We start from the raw sequence: 18,012 nt of genomic DNA on the forward strand, positions 1-18,012 counted from the left end.
CTTCGTCCATGCTTGCCGGCAGAGGAGGGCGACGGCCGGGGAGTCGTACGCGTCGGCTGCGGGGTACTTCAGCCGGCGCCGGCCGTGGGAGTGGCCGTGTACTGCGGGAAGAGCGCCTGGATGGCGACGGCGGCGCCGCCGCGGGCCCACTCCTCCCAGGGGAGCGGGCGCAGCGAGAGCGGGCACCGGGATGCCGCGCCGAAGGCCTGTGCGGCGTACGCGTCCTGGATGTGCCGGCCGAGCAGGTCGTAGGTGTCGACGCCTTCGCCGCTGACGACGACCCGCTCGGGGCCGACGAGGTTGACGAGTGCGGCGATGCCGACCCCGATGGCGTGTCCGGCCCGGCGGAAGGCCCCGCCGGCCGCGGGGTGGCCTTCGCGGGCCATGTGGACGACCTCGTCGAACGTGAGGTGCCCGCCCCCGGTGGCGTCGCGGACCGCCGCGAGGATCGCGTCGGTGGAGGCGATGGCCTCGACGCAACCGCGTGCCCCGCACCGGCAGCGCGGACCGGTCGGGTCCACGCAGAGGTGCCCGACCTCCCCCGCGACGCCGTAGGCGCCCCTGAGGAGACGGCCGTTGACGACGAGGGCCGAGCCGATGCCCGCGCCGATGGTGACCAGCGCGAAGTTTCCGGTGCCGATGCCTTCGCCGAACCAGTGTTCCGCGACGGTCAGGGCCCTGACGTCGTTCTCGACCGTGACCGACAGACCGGTGGCAGCGGTGAGCAGTCCGGCGAGCGGGACGTCCCGCCAGCCGAGGAGTCCGGCGTGCCGGAGCACCCCGCTGTCGCGGTCCACGTCGCCGGTGACGGCGACGCCGAGGTGACGCGTACGGTCCCGGAACGCGGGCTCGGTGTCAAGCAGTTCGTCGACCATCTCGGCGACGAGGGGGACGACGACCTCGGGGGTGCACGCGCCGAGCCGTCTGGCGGCCGTGGCCCGGATGCCGGCCCGCAGATCGCATACGGCGGCGAAGAGCCGGTCGGCGGTGATCTTCAGACCGATGAAGTACTCCCGGTCGGCCGCGACCGCGAGCGGGTTCACCGGTCGTCCCGCTCCCGGTGCGGTGCGCTCCGGCGGCAGTTCGTACAGGTAGCCGTCGTCGATGAGGGGCCTGGCCGCCTTGGTGACGGCGGTCGAGGAGAGCCCCGTCCGCCGCGCCAGTTCCACTCTGCTGAGCGGTCCCTCGGCGAGCAGCAGGGCGAGCACCGCCGTCTCGGCGGGCGCGGTGACCAAGGGCTGTGAGTGAGGAGGAAACACGGGAGCAACGTAGAGCAAATAAATAACTTCTTCCAGTATTGATTTACGAGTTGGGCCCGACCTACGCTCGGGCCGCCTCCGTGCCCATCACGTCAGGGGACCCATTCGTGCTCGCCACGCTCCCGCTCGCCACCTTCGATCCCGATCTCCGCCTCGCGCTGCTGCGCACGCCGAACAGCCTGTACGCGCTGCGCGTCGGCGCCGACGGCAGCCCTCGGCACCTGTACTGGGGCGCACCGCTCGACACCCTCACCCTCGCCGCGCTCCCCGAGGCCGTCTCCCCCGCCGCCAGCAGCTTCGAGGCGGACGCCGCCCCCGACGAGCTCGCCCCGCAGACCGGGGCGCGCTTCGGGCCTGCCGGCCTTCAGGTCCGCTTCGCCGACGGAACCCGGGGCACCCAATGGCGCTTCGCCGGTCACACCGTCGACGGCGGGGAACTCCGGCTGCGCCTCGAAGACCGGCATCGCCCCCTGCGGGCCGAACTGTGCTACCGCGTCCGGACCGACACCGATGTCGTGGAGCGCTGGACGGAGTTGACCCACACCGGAGCCACGGACGGTCCGCCGGATCCGGTCATCGTCGACCGGCTGGACTCGGCGTCCTGGACCGCTCCCCCACTGGCCGACTACCGGCTGAGCCATCTCGTCGGCGGCTGGAACAGCGAGTTCCAGCTCCAGCGCGACCGACTGCCCGTCGCCGAGACCGTCCTGACGAGCCGTCGGGGCATCACCGGCCACCATGCGAGTCCGTGGCTGGCCGTCGACGACGGCACCGCGACCGAGGAGCAGGGCGAGGTGTGGAGCACCGCGCTTGCCTGGAGCGGGAGTTGGCGTGTCACGGTCCACCGGGATCCGGTCGGGCGCACCACCTGGACCGGGGGTTTCGGCCACGAGGGGCTGAGCTGGACCCTGCGGTCGGGTCAGAGCCTTCGCACACCGACGTACGCGGGCCTCTACTCCCCGCACGGCTTCGGCGCCGCCAGCCGCGCCTGGCACCAGTACGTCCGCGGCCATGTGCTGCCGGAGCCCGAGCGGGACAGGCCGGTGCTCTACAACTCCTGGGAGGCCACCGGATTCGACGTCGACGAGGCCGGCCAACTCCGGCTCGCGCGCCTGGCGGCCCGTGTCGGAGCGGAACTCTTCGTGCTGGACGACGGCTGGTTCGGCACGCGCCGCGACGACCGCTCCGGGCTCGGCGACTGGACCCCCCGCCGGGAGGCCTTCCCCGGCGGGCTGCGTCCGCTCGCCGACGAGGTGCACCGCCTGGGCATGGGCTTCGGGCTGTGGGTGGAGCCGGAAATGGTCAACCGGGACAGCGAGTTGTACCGGTCCCATCCGGACTGGGTCGTCCACTCCCCCCGGCTCGACGCGACGGAACTGCGCAACCAGCTGGTGCTGAACTTCGCCAGGCCGGAGGTGGAGGAGTGGGCGCGGCGGACCCTGGACCATCTCGTCCGCGCGTACGACGTCGACTGGCTCAAGTGGGATGCCAACCGGGCGTTCACCGAGGCCGGTTGGGCCGGCCATCCCGACCCTGACCGGCTGTGGATCGACCACACGCGGGCCGTCCACCGGATCATGGACCGGCTCCGCGCCGACCGTCCGGGACTGCGCATCGAGGCGTGCGCGGGCGGCGGCGGGCGCGTCGACCTCGGCATCCTCGCCCGCACCGACCAGGCCTGGACCTCGGACAACACCGACCCGGTCGACCGGATCGAGATCCAGCACGGCTTCGGTCAGCTCTTCCCGGCCCCGGCGATGGCCGCGTGGGTCACCGACAGCCCCAACACCACGACCGGACGGCGGACTCCGCTGCGCTTCCGCTTCCACGTCGCCATGGCGGGGGCGCTGGGGCTCGGCGGGGACCTGACGTCCTGGTCGGACGACGAGCTGGAGGAGACCGCGGCGCTCGTCGCCCAGTACAAGGAGATCCGCCCGCTCGTCCAGCGCGGGCACCAGCACCGGGTCGCCACGGGCGGACCGGTGACGGCCGTCCACTACGCGGCGCGGGACGACAGCGAGCACGCGGTCCTCGTCTGGCGCCCCACGACCCGCTTCGGCCACCCCGCCGACCCGGTGCGGCTGCCGGCCCTCGACCCCGGGGCGTACTACCTCGACCCGGAACTGGACCGCGTGCACAGCGGGGCCGTCCTGGTGGGCCGGGGCATCGACCCGCGGCTTCCGGCCGGGGACTACGCCAGCAGCCTGATCCGGCTCCGCCGCGTCACCCCGTGAGCCACCCCGCCGCTCACCGCGTCACCCCCGTGAGCCACCCCATCGCTCCCCCCCACCCACCCACGACACTCAGGACCCACCCATGAACGCTGCCACGGACAACCCCCGCGTCCTGGTCGTCGGCATCGACGGCGTACGCCTCGATCTGCTCCCCGAACTCGACACCCCCCACCTCGACGGCATCGCCCGTGCGGGCTTCCTGGCACCCGTCGAGGTGGACGCCGCGACACCCACGATGTCCGGCCCGTGCTGGACCACCATCGTCACCGGCGTCGGCGTCGCCAAGCACGGCGTGTGGGGCAACCGCCTCGACGGCAACCGGCTCGACGTCTTCCCCGACTTCACGACCCGCCTCGCCGCCGACTGCGGCCGGCGCACCTTCGCCGTCGGCGGCTGGGCACCGCTCTTCCTCGCCCAGCAGGGCGGCCCGCTCTTCGTCGCCCCCACCCGGCTCGGCTACGTCGCGCCCCGCGAGGACACCCCCGAGGCCTGGGAGGAGGTGGACGACAGGGTGACCGCCGACGCGGAGCACCTCCTCGCCCTGGACGAGGAGCTCCACGCCGGATTCATCTACCTCGGAGCCGTCGACGAGACCGCCCACTTCCTCGGCTGCGACAAGGAGTACCGCCAGGCGATCGAGGCCGCGGACCGGCGCCTCGGACGGCTCCTCGCCGCCGTGGCCCGCCGGCCCGGTCACGCGGCGGAGCAGTGGACGGTCATCGTGGTGACGGACCACGGCCACCGTGACGAGGGGGGCCACGGGGGCCGCAGTCCGCTGGAGCGCACGGCCTGGATCGCCGCCCGCGGTCCGGGACTGGCCGCCGGCGTGGTGCCGGCGTCCCTCCACCACGCCGACGTCGCCGCGCATGTCTTCACGGCCCTCGGCATCACGCCCGACCTCCACTGGACGCTGGACGGCACCGCCTTCACCTGCCGGGAGGCAGACCGCACCAAGTCCGTCGTTAGTGGGCGTATTCATGGATGACTCCGCCCCCTCGTGAAGACCAATCCGATCAGGAGAGTTCCGGATCGATCAAGATCGGTTCTATAGTTCCGTCGTTCAACCTCCTTCCCCCGTATGCCTGCTCTCGAGAGTCCGGTTGATGTCGGCGTCGCCCACCCCGTTCCGCCCTGCCCTGATCGCCTCGCTGCTGACCCTCGCCGCGGGTGGTGCGCTCGCCGTGGCGGCGACGACCGCGGCGCCGGCCGGGGTCCGCCCCGCGCTCGGCTGGTTCGCCGCGTGCGGAGTCCTTCTGCTGTCCGCCGCGGCCTTCGCCACCACCTGGTACGCGCGCACCGCGCGGACGCTCGGCCGCCGGGCGGAGGTGCTCACCGCCGAACTCGCCTCCCGGGACGCCTACAGCGGCCGGTTCAAGGCCACCGCCGAGCGCGAGGCGGAGGCGCTCACCGAGCGGTACGAGGCGGAGGCCGCCGCCTCGGCGGCCCGGAACACAGCCCGTACCGAGGAGCTCGTACGGTCGCACGCCGCCGAAACGGCGGAGCTCGTCGCGGCGCGGGCGGCCGACGTCGAACGTCTTGAGGGCCGGCTGCGCCGCGCCGAGTCCGCCCGGTCGGCGGCGATGGCCGCCGCCGCCAACGCGGCCGGACGGATGCAGGCGCTGGCCACGAGCATGATGGCCGACCTGCGGGACATGGAGCACCGGCACGCCGACGAGGACGTCCTCACCGACCTCCTCCACCTCGACCACCGCACCGCCCAGGCGGGCAGGCTCGCCGACTCCATCGCCGTGCTGACCGGAGCCCGTTCGGGCCGCCGATGGACGCGCCCGATCGTCATGGAGTCGATCCTGCGCGGCGCCATGGGCCGGATCGGCGGCTACCAGCGGGTGCGCCTGCACTCCGGCAGCGAGGCGGCCGTGACCGGTCACGCCGCCGAGGGCATCATGCACGCCCTCGCCGAACTCCTCGACAACGCGGCGAACTTCTCCCCGCCCAACGCGGAAGTCCACGTGTACGTGGAGGAAGTGCCCGCCGGCCTCGTCATCACCGTCGAGGACGCCGGTCTGGCGATGAGCGACGTGCAGCTGAGGCGCGCGGAAGCCGCCGTCGGCGCCGCGGCCCAGGACCTGGCCGGTCTCTCCGGCACCCGCCTCGGCCTGCACGTCGTCGGCCGGCTGGCGCGCAAGCACGGCCTGACGGTCTCCTTCCGCCCCTCGGCGCGCGGGGGCACCGGCGTCCTGCTGATGGTGCCTCAGGAGCTGATCAGCCGCGCGCCCGAGGAGCGGACCGGCACGCCGGTCGAGCCGACGCCGCCCGTGGTGGGCCGCGCCGTGACCGCCCCGGCCCCCGAGCGGACGCCTGCCGCCACCCCACCCGTACCCGCGCGCGAAGCGGCGCCGGAGCCGGAGACCGTCCACGACACCGCGGCCCGGCCCGGCACGGACGCGCCGGACGGAATCGTCCTGCCGCGCCGCCGTCGCGGCGAGACCATGGCCGCCCAGCTGAAGGACGGGGAGACACCCGGAGAGCCCCGCCCGGAGGCTCCGCGCACCGGCCCCGCCGCCGGGACCCCGCCGCGCTTCGGCAGCTTCCACCGGGCCGTCCGCGGCGCGGGAGGCCGGGCGGCCGACGGCGACCCCGCCGACACACCCGTACCGTCCGACCAGCAGGACCCGGCGGCCGTACCGCACACGCCGGCGTCCACGAACTCCCCGTATTCGGAAGGCAATCCGCGATGACCGGCACCACCACCGACGAGAAGCTCAGCTGGCTCCTTGAGGGCCTGCTGGAACGCACCCCGGGCACCCGCCACGCCCTGGTGCTGTCCCGCGACGGACTCAAGCTCTGCCGCACCTCCGGGCTCTCCGTCGACCAGGCCGACCAGCTCGCCGCGATCTCCGCGGGCATCCAGAGCCTGTCGCACGGTGCCTCCGTCGAGTTCGGCGACGGCACGGGCGGGGTCCGGTCCGCGATGGCCGAGTTCTACGGCGGCATCCTCTTCATCGTGGAGGCGGGCGACGGCGCCCACCTCGCCCTCGTCGCCGACGAGGACGCCGACGCCGGACTCGTCGGCCACAACATGACGGAACTGGTCGAGCAGCTGGGCGAGCACCTCGTCGCCAGGCCCCGGGGATGAGCCGGGTCAGGCCGGGCCGGGACGACTCGCCCGACCGGCTCTACACCGTCACCGGCGGTCGTACCCGCGCCGGATCCGACGCCTTCGACGTGGTGACGCTGGTCGTCTCCGAGAGCGACCCGGTCCCCGGCATGCAGTCCGAGCACGCCGCGATCCTGCGCATGTGCCGGTTCCCCATGGCGGTGGTCGAGGTGGCGGCCGGACTCGGCCTGCCCGTGTCGATCACGCGGATCCTCCTGGCCGACCTGCACGACACCGGCCGGATCAGCGCACGACACCCCCGGCCCACGTACCGCCTTCCCGATCACGACATCCTGGAGCAGGTGCTCGTTGGACTCCGTAGCCTCTGAAACGCCGCACCGCCAGACCCTGCACAGCACCGCCGACAACGGACTGAAGATCGTCATCGTCGGCGGATTCGGAGTCGGCAAGACCACCCTCGTCCGCTCGGTCAGCGAGATCCGTCCGCTGAACACCGAGGAGACGATGACGCAGGCCGGCGCGCACATCGACGACACCGTCGGCGTCGCCGCGAAGAAGGCCACCACCGTGGCGTTCGACTTCGGCCGGATCTCCCTGGACGCGCGCAACGTCCTGTACCTGTTCGGCGCGCCCGGCCAGGAGAGGTTCTGGTTCCTGTGGGACCGGCTCTTCACCGGCACGCTCGGTGCGGTCGTGCTCGTCGACACCCGGCGGCTCTCCGACTCCTGGTACGCCGTCGACCGGCTCGAACACCACGGCACCCCGTTCGTCGTCGCCTGCAACGACTTCGGCGGACCCGCCCACTCCCCCGCCCAGATCCGCGAGGCCCTCGACCTCGCCGACGAGGTCCCGCTGGTCTTCTGCGACGCCCGGTCGCGCGAGTCCGGCAAGCAGGTCCTCATCTCGCTCGTCGAGCACCTGAAGACCCTCGTCCCCTCGGCCCCGCAGCCGATCCCGCAGCCGATCCCGGAGCCCACCCCGTGACCCACCCCGCGCACCCGCCCGTCCCGCTGAGCGGACCCGCGTTCCAGACCGACCCCGTCGAGCTGTACCGGCGGATCCGGCGCGAGCACGGCGCCGTCGCCCCGGTCGTGCTCGACGGCGACGTACCCGCCTGGCTGGTCCTCGGCTATCGCGAGCTCCACCAGGTCACCAGCGACCCGGTCCTCTTCTCGCGCGACTCCGAGCTGTGGAACCAGTGGGACGCCATCCCGGCGGACTGGCCGCTCCTGCCCATGATCGGCCGCAAGCAGCCGTCCATCCTCTACACCGTCGGCGAGCGGCACCGCGAGCGGGCCGGCGTCATCTCCGACGCCCTGGAGGCCGTCGACCCCTTCGCCCTGAAGGAGCGGGCCGAGCGCTTCGCCGACGAACTCATCGACGGGCTCTGCGGCAAGGGCGCCTGCGACATCATCGCCGAGTACGCGATGCTGCTGCCGGTCCGCGTCCTCGCGAGCATCTACGGCTTCGCCGACGAGCAGGGCCCGGCCCTGGTGACCGCCCTGAACGACATGATCAACGGTCAGGCGGGGGCCCTGGAGGGCCAGCGCCACCTGGCCGAGTCCATGGTCGCGCTGCTCACGGCCAAGGCGGCGACGCCCGGCGACGACGTCGCCTCGCGCATGATCGCCAACACCGCCGGTTTCACCGCCGAGGAGGTCGCCCAGGACCTCATGGTGATGCTGGCCGCCGGCCACCAGCCCACCGCCGACTGGATCGGGAACTCGCTGCGCCTCATGCTCACCGACGACCGGTTCGCGGCCTCCCTCTCCGGCGGCCGCCACAGCGTCGGCGAGGCGATGAACGAGGTCCTCTGGGAGGACACCCCCACCCAGAACGTCGCCGGCCGGTGGGCCTCCCGCGACACCCACCTCGGCGGACGCCGGATCGGCCGCGGCGACCTGGTCCTGCTGGGTCTGGCCGCCGCCAACTCCGACCCGCACGTACGGGCCGACTCCGGCGCCCTCACCGGCGGCAACAACGCCCATCTCTCCTTCGGGCACGGCGAACACCGCTGCCCCTTCCCCGCACAGGAAGTCGCCGAGACCATCGCCAGGACCGGCATCGAGGTGCTCCTCGACCGCCTGCCCGACGTGGATCTCGCGGTGGCGGAGGACGGCCTCACCCGCCGCCCGTCCCCGTGGCTGCGAGGCCTCACCGCGCTCCCCGTGACGTACACCCCGACCCCCGCCCTTGGAGCCTTCGCATGAGCTGCCCGTACGACCACACCGCCGCGTCCGGCGCCGACGTGATCGTCCTCGACCCCTTCGTCGCCGATCTCGACGCCGAGAGCGCCCGGCTGCGCGAGGCGGGCCCGCTGGCCCGTGTCGTCCTGCCCGGCGGCGTGCCCTGCTGGTCCGTCACCCACCACGCCGAGGCGCGGAAGCTCCTCACCGATCCCCGGCTGGTCAAGGACATCGACGTCTGGGGCGCCTGGCAGCGCGGCGAGATACCCATGGACTGGCCCCTGATCGGCCTGGCCAACCCCGGCAAGTCCATGCTGACGGTGGACGGCGAGGAGCACCGCCGGCTGCGCACGCTGGTCGCGCAGGCGCTGACGGCGCGCCGGGTGGAGCGGCTGCGTGCGGGCATCGAGGCCCTCACGACGGAGAGCCTCGACCGGCTCGCGGAGCGGCCGGCGGGCGAGGTCGTGGACCTGAAGGCGGAGTTCGCGTATCCGCTGCCGATGAACGTGGTCAGCGAGCTGATGGGGGTCGACAAGGCCGACCACCCCAAGATGAAGGCCCTGTTCGACAAGTTCTTCTCGACGCAGACGCCGCCGGAGGAGGTGCCGCAGATGATGGCGGACCTCGGTGCGCTCTTCTCGGGGATCGTGGCGGCGCGGACCGAGCAGCCCGGCGACGACCTCACCAGCGCGCTGATCGAGGCCGCGGAGGGCGGCGACCGGCTCAGCACGGAGGAGATCACCAACACCCTCCAGCTGATGGTGGCCGCCGGTCACGAGACGACGATCAGCCTGATCGTGAACGCGGTCGTCGCGCTGGAGACCCACCCCGAGCAGCGCGCCCTGGTGCTGAAGGGCGAGGTGCCGTGGGAGAACGTGATCGAGGAGACCCTGCGCTGGTCGACGCCCACGTCGCACGTACTGATCCGGTTCGCGAGCGAGGACATCGAGGTCGGCGACCGGGTCCTGCCCAAGGGTGACGCGCTGATCGTGTCGTTCGGCGCGATCGGCCGGGACGAGGCCCAGCACGGGACGACGGCCGGCGCGTTCGACGTGACCCGTACGCCCAACCGGCACATCGCCTTCGGCCACGGTCCGCACGTGTGCCCGGGGGCGGCGCTGTCCCGGCTCGAAGCGTCGGTGGCGCTGCCCGCGCTGTACGCGCGCTTCCCGGAGCTGCGGCTCGCCGTGCCGCGCGAAGAGCTGCGGAACAAGCCGGTCGTGACGCAGAACGATCTGTTCGACCTGCCGGTGTTCCTGGCCTGACCCGGCCCGGGCTTCCTCCTGTCGGGCGGGCCGCGGCCGGCCCGACAGGAGGGGTGTTCTGGTGTCCAAGGGGGGACTTGAACCCCCACGCCCGATAAAGGGCACTAGCACCTCAAGCTAGCGCGTCTGCCATTCCGCCACTTGGACCAGGTGTGTGTCGTGACGCGGAGTGACCCCCGCGGCGACAGAGATCAATCTACCAGGCCTCCGGCGTGCTCTTCACCCACGTTTCCCGAGGTCAGCGCCGTACGGCCATACACCCATGCGATTACTCCACGTCACGACCGCGCTGCGTGAAGTGACGGAGAGTGCTTCACTGGCGGTATGCCTTTCGCTCACTACGGCATGCTCGCGGGAACCCTCTACCGGCACTACCGCGACCAGCCCGACAACCAGGGCCGCTGGTTCCACATGAACCTGGAGGTGGACGCCCCCGACGGGCGCTACCACTGCGCCGTCGACGTCGACAGCCACAAGTCCAACGTGGGCGTGCAGTGGAAGACCTTCACCGTGGACGCCGCCGCGCTCGGACCCGCCGTGGCCTTCGCGCCCGGCTATCACGACCTCGCGCCCACGCCGGAGTCCGGCGCCCTGGACTACCTGCGCCATCCGGAGCTGGTGGACCGCACCGGTGTCCTCTTCGAGCGCCGGCCGCCGTCCTGGCTGGGTGAGCTCCTGGACCTGCTCGGCTCGCGGCCGTGGCATGCCGGGTCGAACGTCGACGCCGCCGCCGCGCTGGAGGCGGTACTGGTGCCGGGGCAGCGGGTCCTCGTCTTCGGCGAGCCGTTCACCGACGACCTCGAAGGCGACCTCGGGATGCACAACATCCACCAGAACCAGGGCGATCCGGCGGGCTCCCAGTGGTGGGCGGAGAACGGGATCTGGCAGGACGGGGCGACGGTCGCCCGGCGCGACGACGGCCGGTACGACGTCTTCCTGAACAAGTTCTCCAGCCAGGCAGGGCGCACGGACGGCGGGGGCCACCCCGTCGGGTGACCCCCACCGACCCGCCCCGGCAGGTCCTGGGGCGGGTTCGCCGGACAGTCCCTAGTGGACCCGCTCGGGCGTCCTCGCCGTGATCAGCAGGCCCGCGAGGAGGCTCGCGAGCAGCAGGAGGCCGGCCGCGCACCACAGGGCGGCGGAGTATCCGCCGAGCACCGCCGCGTCCGCCTGCTCGACGACCTCGGCCAGCGATTCCGGCAGACCGTGCCGACGGAGCAGGACCCCGTCCTTCGCCGCCTCTGCCAGGGGTTCGGGAAGCCCGGGCACGTCGCTCAGCCGGGCCGTGATCGCCCAGGCGAGCACGGCTCCCAGCAGCGGCGAGGCGATCCAGCCACCGAGGTGGTGGGCGGTGAGGACCATCGCCGCCGCCCCGCCCGCGTGTTCGTGGGGCGTCCCGCCCGTCGCGGTCGCGAGGAGCGGCCCGGAGGCCAGACCGAGGCCGAGACCGACGAGGAGAAGGCCCGGCAGTACGTCGCCGGTGTACGAGCCGTCGCCGTCGAGGCCCGTCAGGAGCGCGAGGCCGGCCGCCGCGAGCAGCAGGCCGGGGACGATCAGGTACCGGGGCGCCAGGCGGTACTGGAGGCGGGCGGAGATCTGGGTGGAGCCGAGCAGGACAGCGCCCGCCAGAGGCAGCAGGGCCATGCCGAACTCGCCCGGGGCGTAACCGAGACCGTCCAGCAGATACCCCTGGAGGATCAGGAACAGGACCAGCGTGCTCGTGCCCGCGAGGACGAGCGCGAGGAGCGAGCCGACGCCCTGCCGGTCCGTGACGACGGACGCCGGGACGAGCGGGGAGCCCATCCGCGTCTGCGACCACACGAAGGCGCCGAACAGCACGGCGCCGCCCACGAGGAGGGCCACGGCCAGGGGGTCGGACCAGCCGCCCGCGCCGGAGCCCGGGGTTCCGGCGACCCTGTCCAGGCCGTAGACGAGGACGGCGACCGCGCCGGTGCCGAGCAGCACGCCCGGCGCGTCGAAACGCACGGGAGGACGGGTCGAGCGGTCGTGCGTCAGACGGCTCGCGACGAGCGCCACCACCCCGGCCAGCGCGGAGGCGGCGTACAGGCACGCGCGCCAGCCCAGACCTTCGACGAGCCGGCCGCTCGTGAACGCACCGATCGCGAGACCGCCGACGACGGTCACGGCGTAGAGCCCGAAGGCCCTGCCGCGCTCCTTCGGATCGGTGAACCCGCCGACCACGAGGGCGAGGGCGGCGGACGAGAGCAGCGCGGCGAACACGCCCTGGACGGCATGGGCACCGGTGAGCATCCCGGCCGAGCTCGCCAAGCCGCCGGACGCGGTGGCCACGGCGTATCCGGCCAGTCCGATCAGCAGCGCCCTTTTGCGGCCGAGGAGATCGGTGAGGTGCCCGCCGAGGAGCAGCAGACCGCCGAAGGCCAGCGCGTAGCCGAGGAGAATCGTTCTCAGGCCGTCCGAGGAGAGGCCCAGGTCGCTCTGGACGGACGGGGCCGCCGCGCTCGCGGTCGCCCCGCCGATCACCACCAGGAGCTGCGCCGACACCGCCGCCGCGAGTCCCCACCACCGCCTCGGGGACGGTCCCGGCGGGTCGAGAGGGAGGGCGGGGGGCGCCCAGGCCCCCGGTACGAGGCCCTGGGGCGGCCCGAACCCGGGGGGAACCGAGTGGTGGGCGTCCACCGGGGTCGTCGGCGTGTAGGCGGGCGGCCGGGGCGGCGCCGGTGGCGCGGCGGTCCCGGACTGGGCCGGGATCCGCGGATCCACGGGCGCGTCCCGCGGTTCGGGGGCGAAGTCGAGCAACAGGGCCGCGTGCCGACCGAGTTGCGCGAGCACGGAGCCGGGCAGCCACTCGTCGGCCCGGTCAGGCCCGGTGAGCGCGGCCACGTCGGCCGGGGTCGGCCGGCGCGCCGGGTCCTTCTGCAGGCACGCGCGGACGAGGTCGACGAGCGACTCGGGTACGCCGGTCAGGTCCGGCTCCTCCTCCGCGACGCGGAAGAGGTGGGCGTTCAGTCCGGTCTCCGCGGCACCGAAGAGGAGGCGGCCGGTGGCGGCGTACACGAGGACGGCACCCAGGCAGAACACGTCGCTGGCCGGGGTGAGTTCGAGGCCGCGCACCTGCTCGGGCGACATGAAGCCGGGCGAGCCGATCAGCGTGCCGGTGCGGGTGTGCAGGCTGTCCCCGGTGAGGCTGTCCATGGCCCGCGCGATGCCGAAGTCGATCACGCGCGGTCCGTCGACCGTCACGAGCACGTTGGACGGCTTGAGGTCCCGGTGGATCAGGCCCGCCCCGTGCACGGACCGGAGGGCGACCGCGAGGCGGTGGGCCAGGGTGCGGACCGCGTCCTCGGGCAGCGGCCCGAAGTCCCTGGCGACCACGGTGGCCAGGTCGGGTCCGGGGATGTACTGGGTGGCCACCCAGGGCACGGGCGCGTCGGTGTCGGCGTCGAGGACGGCCGCGGTCCACTCCCCTCCGACCCGTCGCGCCGCCTCCACCTCGCGCGCGAACCGCCTGCGGAACTCGGGGTGCCGGGCGTGCTCGGCCTGCACCACCTTCACGGCGACCGTCCGCCCGGCTTCCGACCGTCCGAGGTACACCAGGCCCATGCCGCCCGCCCCGAGACGGGCGATGAGCCGGTAGGGACCTATGCGCGTCGGGTCTTCGGTGATCAACTGTTCCACGCCAGTAACATAGTTGAGCCGACCGCCGCCCGGCACGAGATCGCCGCGAACGGCCGGAGGTCACCCGCGGCGCGGCCTCCGTCGTGCGGCGGCCGCCGCACGACGACAAGGACGGAAGACCCGCATGCGATCGCTCCCCGAGCCGGCCGGCGCAGCGGAGGGCGCTCCGCTGCCGCGCCCCGTCTTCGACGCCCACCTCCACATCGTGGACCCGCGCTTCCCGCTGATCGCGAACGACGGCTATCTGCCGCCCGCCTTCACCGTCGAGCAGTACCGCGAGCGGGTCGCCGGGCTGTCCGTGCGCGGCGGCGCGGTCGTCTCGGGTTCCTTCCAGGGCTTCGGCCAGGAATATCTCCGCGACGCCCTCGCCGCGCTCGGTCCCGCCTTCGTCGGCGTCACGCAGGTCCCGGCCGGGGTGACGGACGAGGAGATCGCCGATCTCGACGCCGCGGGCGTGCGCGCGGTCCGCTTCAACGTCCGCCGCGGCGGATCGGCCGGCCTCGACGACCTGGACCGCCTCGCCCGGCGCGTCCACGACGTCGCCGGCTGGCACACCGAGCTGTACATCGACGCCCGCGACCTGCCGGACCTGGCCGCGACCCTGGCCGCTCTGCCCGCCGTGAGCATCGACCACCTCGGCCTGCACCACGACGGCCTCCCCCACCTGCTGGCCCTGGTCGAACGGGGCGTGAAGGTCAAGGCGACGGGGTTCGGGCGCGTCGACCTCGACCCCGCCGAGACCATGGCGGCCGTCGTGAAGGCCGACCCCACCGCCCTCATGGTGGGCACGGACCTGCCCTCGACCCGGGCCCGCCGCCCGTTCACGGACGACGACCTCGCGCTCGTCGCCCGGACCGTCGGCGAGGAGTACGTCGACGCCGTGCTGTGGGACAACGCCGCCGCGTTCTACCGCGTGCCCGCCGTCCCGGGTCCCGGGTCCCTGCCGCTCGGGGGATGATGGGGAGGGAACGACGGAACACCAGGTCAGGAGCGTGCATGGCGAAGCGGGTTCACCAGCCCCGTGAGGACGCGGAGTTCGATTTCATCCTCCGGATGAGCGGAGTCCCGGTCCTCGCCTACTTCACCGGGACATGGCCCAAGGCGATCGAGCCCTGCCGGGCGATGGACCTCGTCGTGGGCGCCATCGCCGACGAGTACACGGGCCGCGTGACGGCCGTCCGCACCGACATCACCCGCTGTCCGGCCGCGACCGAGCGGTACGGGGTCACCGGCGCCCCGTCCTGCGTCCTCCTGAAGGACGGGGAGGCGGTGGCGCACGCCACGGGACCCATGAGCGGCAGCGAGCTCCGGGAGCTCCTGGACGGCCACCTCTGAGACGGGCCCCGGAGCGCAGAGACGGGTCCTGGGCCGCCTCGGCCGTGGGGTGCCGCCTATCGGCGCGGAGTGCTGTCGCGGACGACCGGGTCCGCCGGGAGCAGCAGTCCGCTCGTCGGGGCGGCGGCGGGGTCCTCGACGGCGGTGATCAGGCGGTCGACGAGGGCGTGGGCGATGCGGGACAGCGGTAGGCGGACGCTGGTGAGGGCGGGCTGGAGCACCGTACAGAGCGGCATGTCGTTGAAGCCGGTGACGGCGACGTCGGCGCCGACCGTGAGGCCGGCGGCCCGGACGGCCTGGTAGGCGGTGAGGGCGAGCCAGTCGTTCGCGCAGACCAGGGCGGTCGGGCGGTCGGGTCCGACGAGCAGGCGCCGCACCGCGTGGGAGAGCGCGGCCGGGTCGTCGTCGGGAACGCCGACCTCGAAGGCGCCGTCCGGGGCGGCGGCCGCGGCCTGGAGCAGGCCGGCCCTGCGGTCGGCGAGCCAGGGCAGGGAGGCCGCGGAGTTGACGTAACAGATCCTGCGGTGGCCCTGTTCGAGGAGGTGGCCGACCAGGGCGGCGGTGGCGCCGGCGGAGTCGATGTCCACCCAGTTCTGCGGACGCCCCGGGGCCGTACGGCCGAAGGCGGCGAACGGGAAGCCGGCCTCGGCGAGCACGTCGACGCGGGGGTCGTCGTGGATGACGTCGGAGAGGACGAACCCGTCGACCTGGCGGGCCGCGATCAGCCCGTTGAAGGACTTGGCGACCGCTCCGGCGCCCTGCTGGGGGTCGCAGCGGAACAGCAGGATGCGGTGGCCGACCGCGTCGGCGGCGCTCACCAGGGCCTGGAGGAAGCCGCCCATCAGGGGGTTGGGGTCGGCGGGGTTGTCGGCGGGTGCGGGATAGCCGATGACCTTGCGGGTGCCGGTGCGCAGGCTGCGGGCGGACTGGTCGGGCTGGTAGCCGAGCTCTTCGATGGCGGCGGTGACCCGGGCGAGGGTGGTGGCGCGCAGCCGGTGGGGGGCGTTGAGGGCGTTCGAGACGGTCTGGCGGGAGACGCCCGCCGTGCGGGCGACGTCCTCGATGGTCACCTGTCGAGCGGTCATCGTTCCTCTGGGGGCGGTGGTCGGGGGCTGCGGGCGGCGATCGGCGGTCCGCCGCCCCCAGCCCCCGGTGATCAGTGCGCGCGGGTCAGGGTGAGCAGGCCGCCGGTCGGCACGGTCACCGGGTTCACGCCGGCGACGAGGTCGAGCACGGTCTCGGACAGGATCTCACCACGGCAGTCCTGTACGCGGGCGAGGGCCCGTTCCGGCCGGCCGGCCGTCAGGAGCACCACGGGGTCGGCGTCCGCGTTGGCGACGAGCAGGGTCCCCGGGCCGTCCGGGAGGGCGACGGGCAGCGGCGCGTACCGGGCCACCACCGTCGTGTCCTCGTCGCCGGCGCGGACCTGGGGGTAGCCGAGTTCCGGGCGGGAGGGTTCCAGGGAGCCGAGCTGGAGGACGCCGGCGTGGCGGCGGAAGACGCCGAGCCAGAAGCGCAGGGTGGCGTGCTGGCCGGGGGTCTGCGCGGCGAGGTCGACGGAGATCTGCGGCACCGAGAACAGGGCGTTGATCAGGTGGACGGCGACGGACTCGGGAGTCTCGGCGGGGTGCCACATGATCATGTCGGCATGGACGGCGAGCGGTCCCGCGATGAGCCGGCAGTCGATGACGCGCTGGCGGTTCTCGGCGGGGCTGAGCGGGCAGTCGGTGGCGCGGACCATGGTGGCGTACGGCCAGAGGCCGGCGCCGACGTACGGCTGGCGGTGCTCGACGATCACGTCCGGCCGGGTGCGGCGCAGGCGGGTGTCGAGGTCGGCGAGGAGCCGGCGTACTCCTTCGTGGAGGGTGGCGTGGTCCGCGCCGGCGGGTGCGGGCGGCGGGTCGGCGGCGGCGAAGAGGTCGATGAAGTCGAGCTTCACCCCGTCCATGTCCCATTCCTCGACGGCGCGGGAGATCTTGTCGATCAGGTGGGCGCGGACCTCGGGGTGGCGGGGGTCGAGCACGGCCGCGTCCAGGTTCGGCATCTCGCGCAGGATCATGCCCTTGAAACGGTCCCAGGCGTCGTTGTGCCGGCCGATGAACGGCACCGCGTACCAGAGGAGGTAGGCGAGGCCGAGCCGGTGGACCTCGGCGACGTGGGCGGCGAGGTCGGGGAAGGCGGCCTCGTTGGGGTCCCAGTCGCCGCAGTGGCCGTAGCCGCGGGTGCGGTCGGCGGTCTGCCAGCCGTCGTCGACGATGATGCTGTCGATGCCGAGTTCGGCGGAGAGGGCGGCCTGGCGTTCCACGGCGGCGGCGTCGACGTTCTGGTGGAGGCTGTACCAGGTGGAGTACGCGGGCATCCGCGCGGCGGGGGCGACCCCGGGGTGCTGCCGCCCCTCGCCCCACCAGTCGCCGACGGCCCGCAGGGTGGCGGCGAAGTGCCGGCCGCTGAGGTCGATCCGCAGCCGCATCGGCGGCCCGTCGGGGGTGAGCTCCTGCTCGACGGTGAACGCGAACTCCCCGCTCTCCTCTACCACGCCGGCGCCGACGCGGACGGGCGCGGAGGTCTCTCCGGCGGCGGCGGTGCACAGGGCGCGGTCGTGGGTGCCGACGAGGCTCGCGACGGGGGCGCCCAGGGCGAGGGAGGCGGTCTTCGGCGCGGTCCAGGAGGGCGGCAGCCAGCGGGAGGCGTTGGTGGCGGGGGTCCAGTAGGCGGTGGCCCCGACGCAGGGGACGCGCCATTCGGCGTGGAGGGTCACCGCGTCCGCCGCCGTGACCTCGATCAGGACGACGCCGTCCTCGACGCGGGTGACGGCGGTCTCCCAGCGGTCGCTGCCGAGCCCGGTGAGGTGGACGGTGAGCGGGTCGCCGGTGGAGTGGAGCAGGCCGGTGGCGAGCTGCCGGTCGACGACGGTGCCGGGGGTGTCCCCGGCCGGTGTGTTCGGCCGCCAGGCCGGGACGGGCTGCTGCGGGGTGGCGTCCGGTGGGGTGGTCACGG

15 protein-coding genes and 1 tRNA gene are annotated in these 18,012 nt (G+C 73.6%); 11 read left to right on the plus strand and 5 right to left on the minus strand.

The features are described 5' to 3' along the window. Positions 1-68: 68 nt before the first annotated feature. Entirely contained in the window at positions 69-1,235 is a 1,167-nt protein-coding gene (locus ACFC0G_RS07200; protein ID WP_376398526.1) for an ROK family protein, read from the minus strand. A gap of 131 nt (positions 1,236-1,366) precedes the next feature. Here ACFC0G_RS07200 and ACFC0G_RS07205 point away from each other — a divergent pair, with 131 nt between their 5' ends. From ACFC0G_RS07205 to ACFC0G_RS07240, 8 genes are all read left to right on the plus strand, one after another. After that, positions 1,367-3,493, plus strand: a complete 2,127-nt coding sequence (locus ACFC0G_RS07205; RefSeq protein WP_376398529.1) for an alpha-galactosidase — start codon at positions 1,367-1,369, stop codon at positions 3,491-3,493. An 82-nt stretch (positions 3,494-3,575) separates the two neighbouring features. Next, positions 3,576-4,478 carry an alkaline phosphatase family protein gene (locus tag ACFC0G_RS07210; RefSeq protein ID WP_376398532.1) on the plus strand — a complete coding sequence of 301 codons (903 nt, stop codon included), beginning with the start codon at positions 3,576-3,578 and terminating at the stop codon, positions 4,476-4,478. A gap of 118 nt (positions 4,479-4,596) precedes the next feature. Next, entirely contained in the window at positions 4,597-6,192 is a 1,596-nt protein-coding gene (locus ACFC0G_RS07215) for an ATP-binding protein (RefSeq protein ID WP_376398535.1), read from the plus strand. Beyond that, positions 6,189-6,590, plus strand: coding sequence for a roadblock/LC7 domain-containing protein (locus ACFC0G_RS07220; protein WP_376398539.1), 402 nt, complete (start codon positions 6,189-6,191; stop codon positions 6,588-6,590). Before ACFC0G_RS07215 ends, ACFC0G_RS07220 begins: the two co-directional genes overlap by 4 nt. Continuing rightward, positions 6,587-6,940, plus strand: coding sequence for a DUF742 domain-containing protein (locus tag ACFC0G_RS07225; protein ID WP_376398542.1), 354 nt, complete (start codon positions 6,587-6,589; stop codon positions 6,938-6,940). The genes ACFC0G_RS07220 and ACFC0G_RS07225 overlap by 4 nt, the downstream gene beginning before the upstream one ends. Continuing rightward, positions 6,921-7,556 carry an ATP/GTP-binding protein gene (locus tag ACFC0G_RS07230; RefSeq protein WP_376398545.1) on the plus strand — a complete coding sequence of 212 codons (636 nt, stop codon included), beginning with the start codon at positions 6,921-6,923 and terminating at the stop codon, positions 7,554-7,556. The genes ACFC0G_RS07225 and ACFC0G_RS07230 overlap by 20 nt, the downstream gene beginning before the upstream one ends. Beyond that, entirely contained in the window at positions 7,553-8,782 is a 1,230-nt protein-coding gene (locus ACFC0G_RS07235; RefSeq protein WP_376398548.1) for a cytochrome P450, read from the plus strand. Before ACFC0G_RS07230 ends, ACFC0G_RS07235 begins: the two co-directional genes overlap by 4 nt. Beyond that, positions 8,779-10,023 carry a cytochrome P450 gene (locus tag ACFC0G_RS07240; RefSeq protein WP_376398551.1) on the plus strand — a complete coding sequence of 415 codons (1,245 nt, stop codon included), beginning with the start codon at positions 8,779-8,781 and terminating at the stop codon, positions 10,021-10,023. Before ACFC0G_RS07235 ends, ACFC0G_RS07240 begins: the two co-directional genes overlap by 4 nt. 59 nt (positions 10,024-10,082) lie before the next feature. Here ACFC0G_RS07240 and ACFC0G_RS07245 read toward each other — a convergent pair. Beyond that, a tRNA-Leu gene (locus ACFC0G_RS07245) sits at positions 10,083-10,170 on the minus strand. A gap of 177 nt (positions 10,171-10,347) precedes the next feature. Here ACFC0G_RS07245 and ACFC0G_RS07250 point away from each other — a divergent pair. Next, positions 10,348-11,019: a DUF2278 family protein gene (locus ACFC0G_RS07250; RefSeq protein WP_376398554.1), complete on the plus strand. Its 672-nt coding sequence runs from the start codon at positions 10,348-10,350 to the stop codon at positions 11,017-11,019. A gap of 51 nt (positions 11,020-11,070) precedes the next feature. On the opposite strand, the gene ACFC0G_RS07255 is transcribed toward ACFC0G_RS07250, so the two are convergent. Beyond that, complete coding sequence (locus ACFC0G_RS07255; RefSeq protein WP_376398557.1) at positions 11,071-13,680, minus strand: MFS transporter; 2,610 nt, start codon at positions 13,678-13,680, stop codon at positions 11,071-11,073. 124 nt (positions 13,681-13,804) lie between these two features. Between ACFC0G_RS07255 and ACFC0G_RS07260 the strand changes: the two genes are divergently transcribed. Together ACFC0G_RS07260 and ACFC0G_RS07265 are read left to right on the plus strand one after the other, a co-directional pair. Then, the gene (locus tag ACFC0G_RS07260) at positions 13,805-14,638 is read left to right on the plus strand and encodes an amidohydrolase family protein (RefSeq protein ID WP_376398560.1); all 834 of its coding nucleotides are present in this window, start codon (positions 13,805-13,807) and stop codon (positions 14,636-14,638) included. Positions 14,639-14,676: 38 nt separating this feature from the next. Further along, positions 14,677-15,015, plus strand: a complete 339-nt coding sequence (locus tag ACFC0G_RS07265) for a thioredoxin family protein (protein ID WP_376398563.1) — start codon at positions 14,677-14,679, stop codon at positions 15,013-15,015. Positions 15,016-15,071: 56 nt separating this feature from the next. Here the strand turns inward: ACFC0G_RS07265 and ACFC0G_RS07270 are convergent, their stop codons facing one another. Next, positions 15,072-16,100 (minus strand): LacI family DNA-binding transcriptional regulator, encoded by a 1,029-nt coding sequence (locus ACFC0G_RS07270; RefSeq protein WP_376398566.1) that lies wholly within the window; start codon positions 16,098-16,100, stop codon positions 15,072-15,074. A 71-nt stretch (positions 16,101-16,171) separates the two neighbouring features. Next, positions 16,172-18,010, minus strand: coding sequence for a glycoside hydrolase family 36 protein (locus ACFC0G_RS07275; protein ID WP_376398569.1), 1,839 nt, complete (start codon positions 18,008-18,010; stop codon positions 16,172-16,174). Between the last annotated feature and the right edge of the window lie 2 nt (positions 18,011-18,012).

The sequence above is a fragment of the Streptomyces sp. NPDC056169 genome, from assembly GCF_042268445.1.
Classification (GTDB): Bacteria; Actinomycetota; Actinomycetes; order Streptomycetales; family Streptomycetaceae; genus Streptomyces.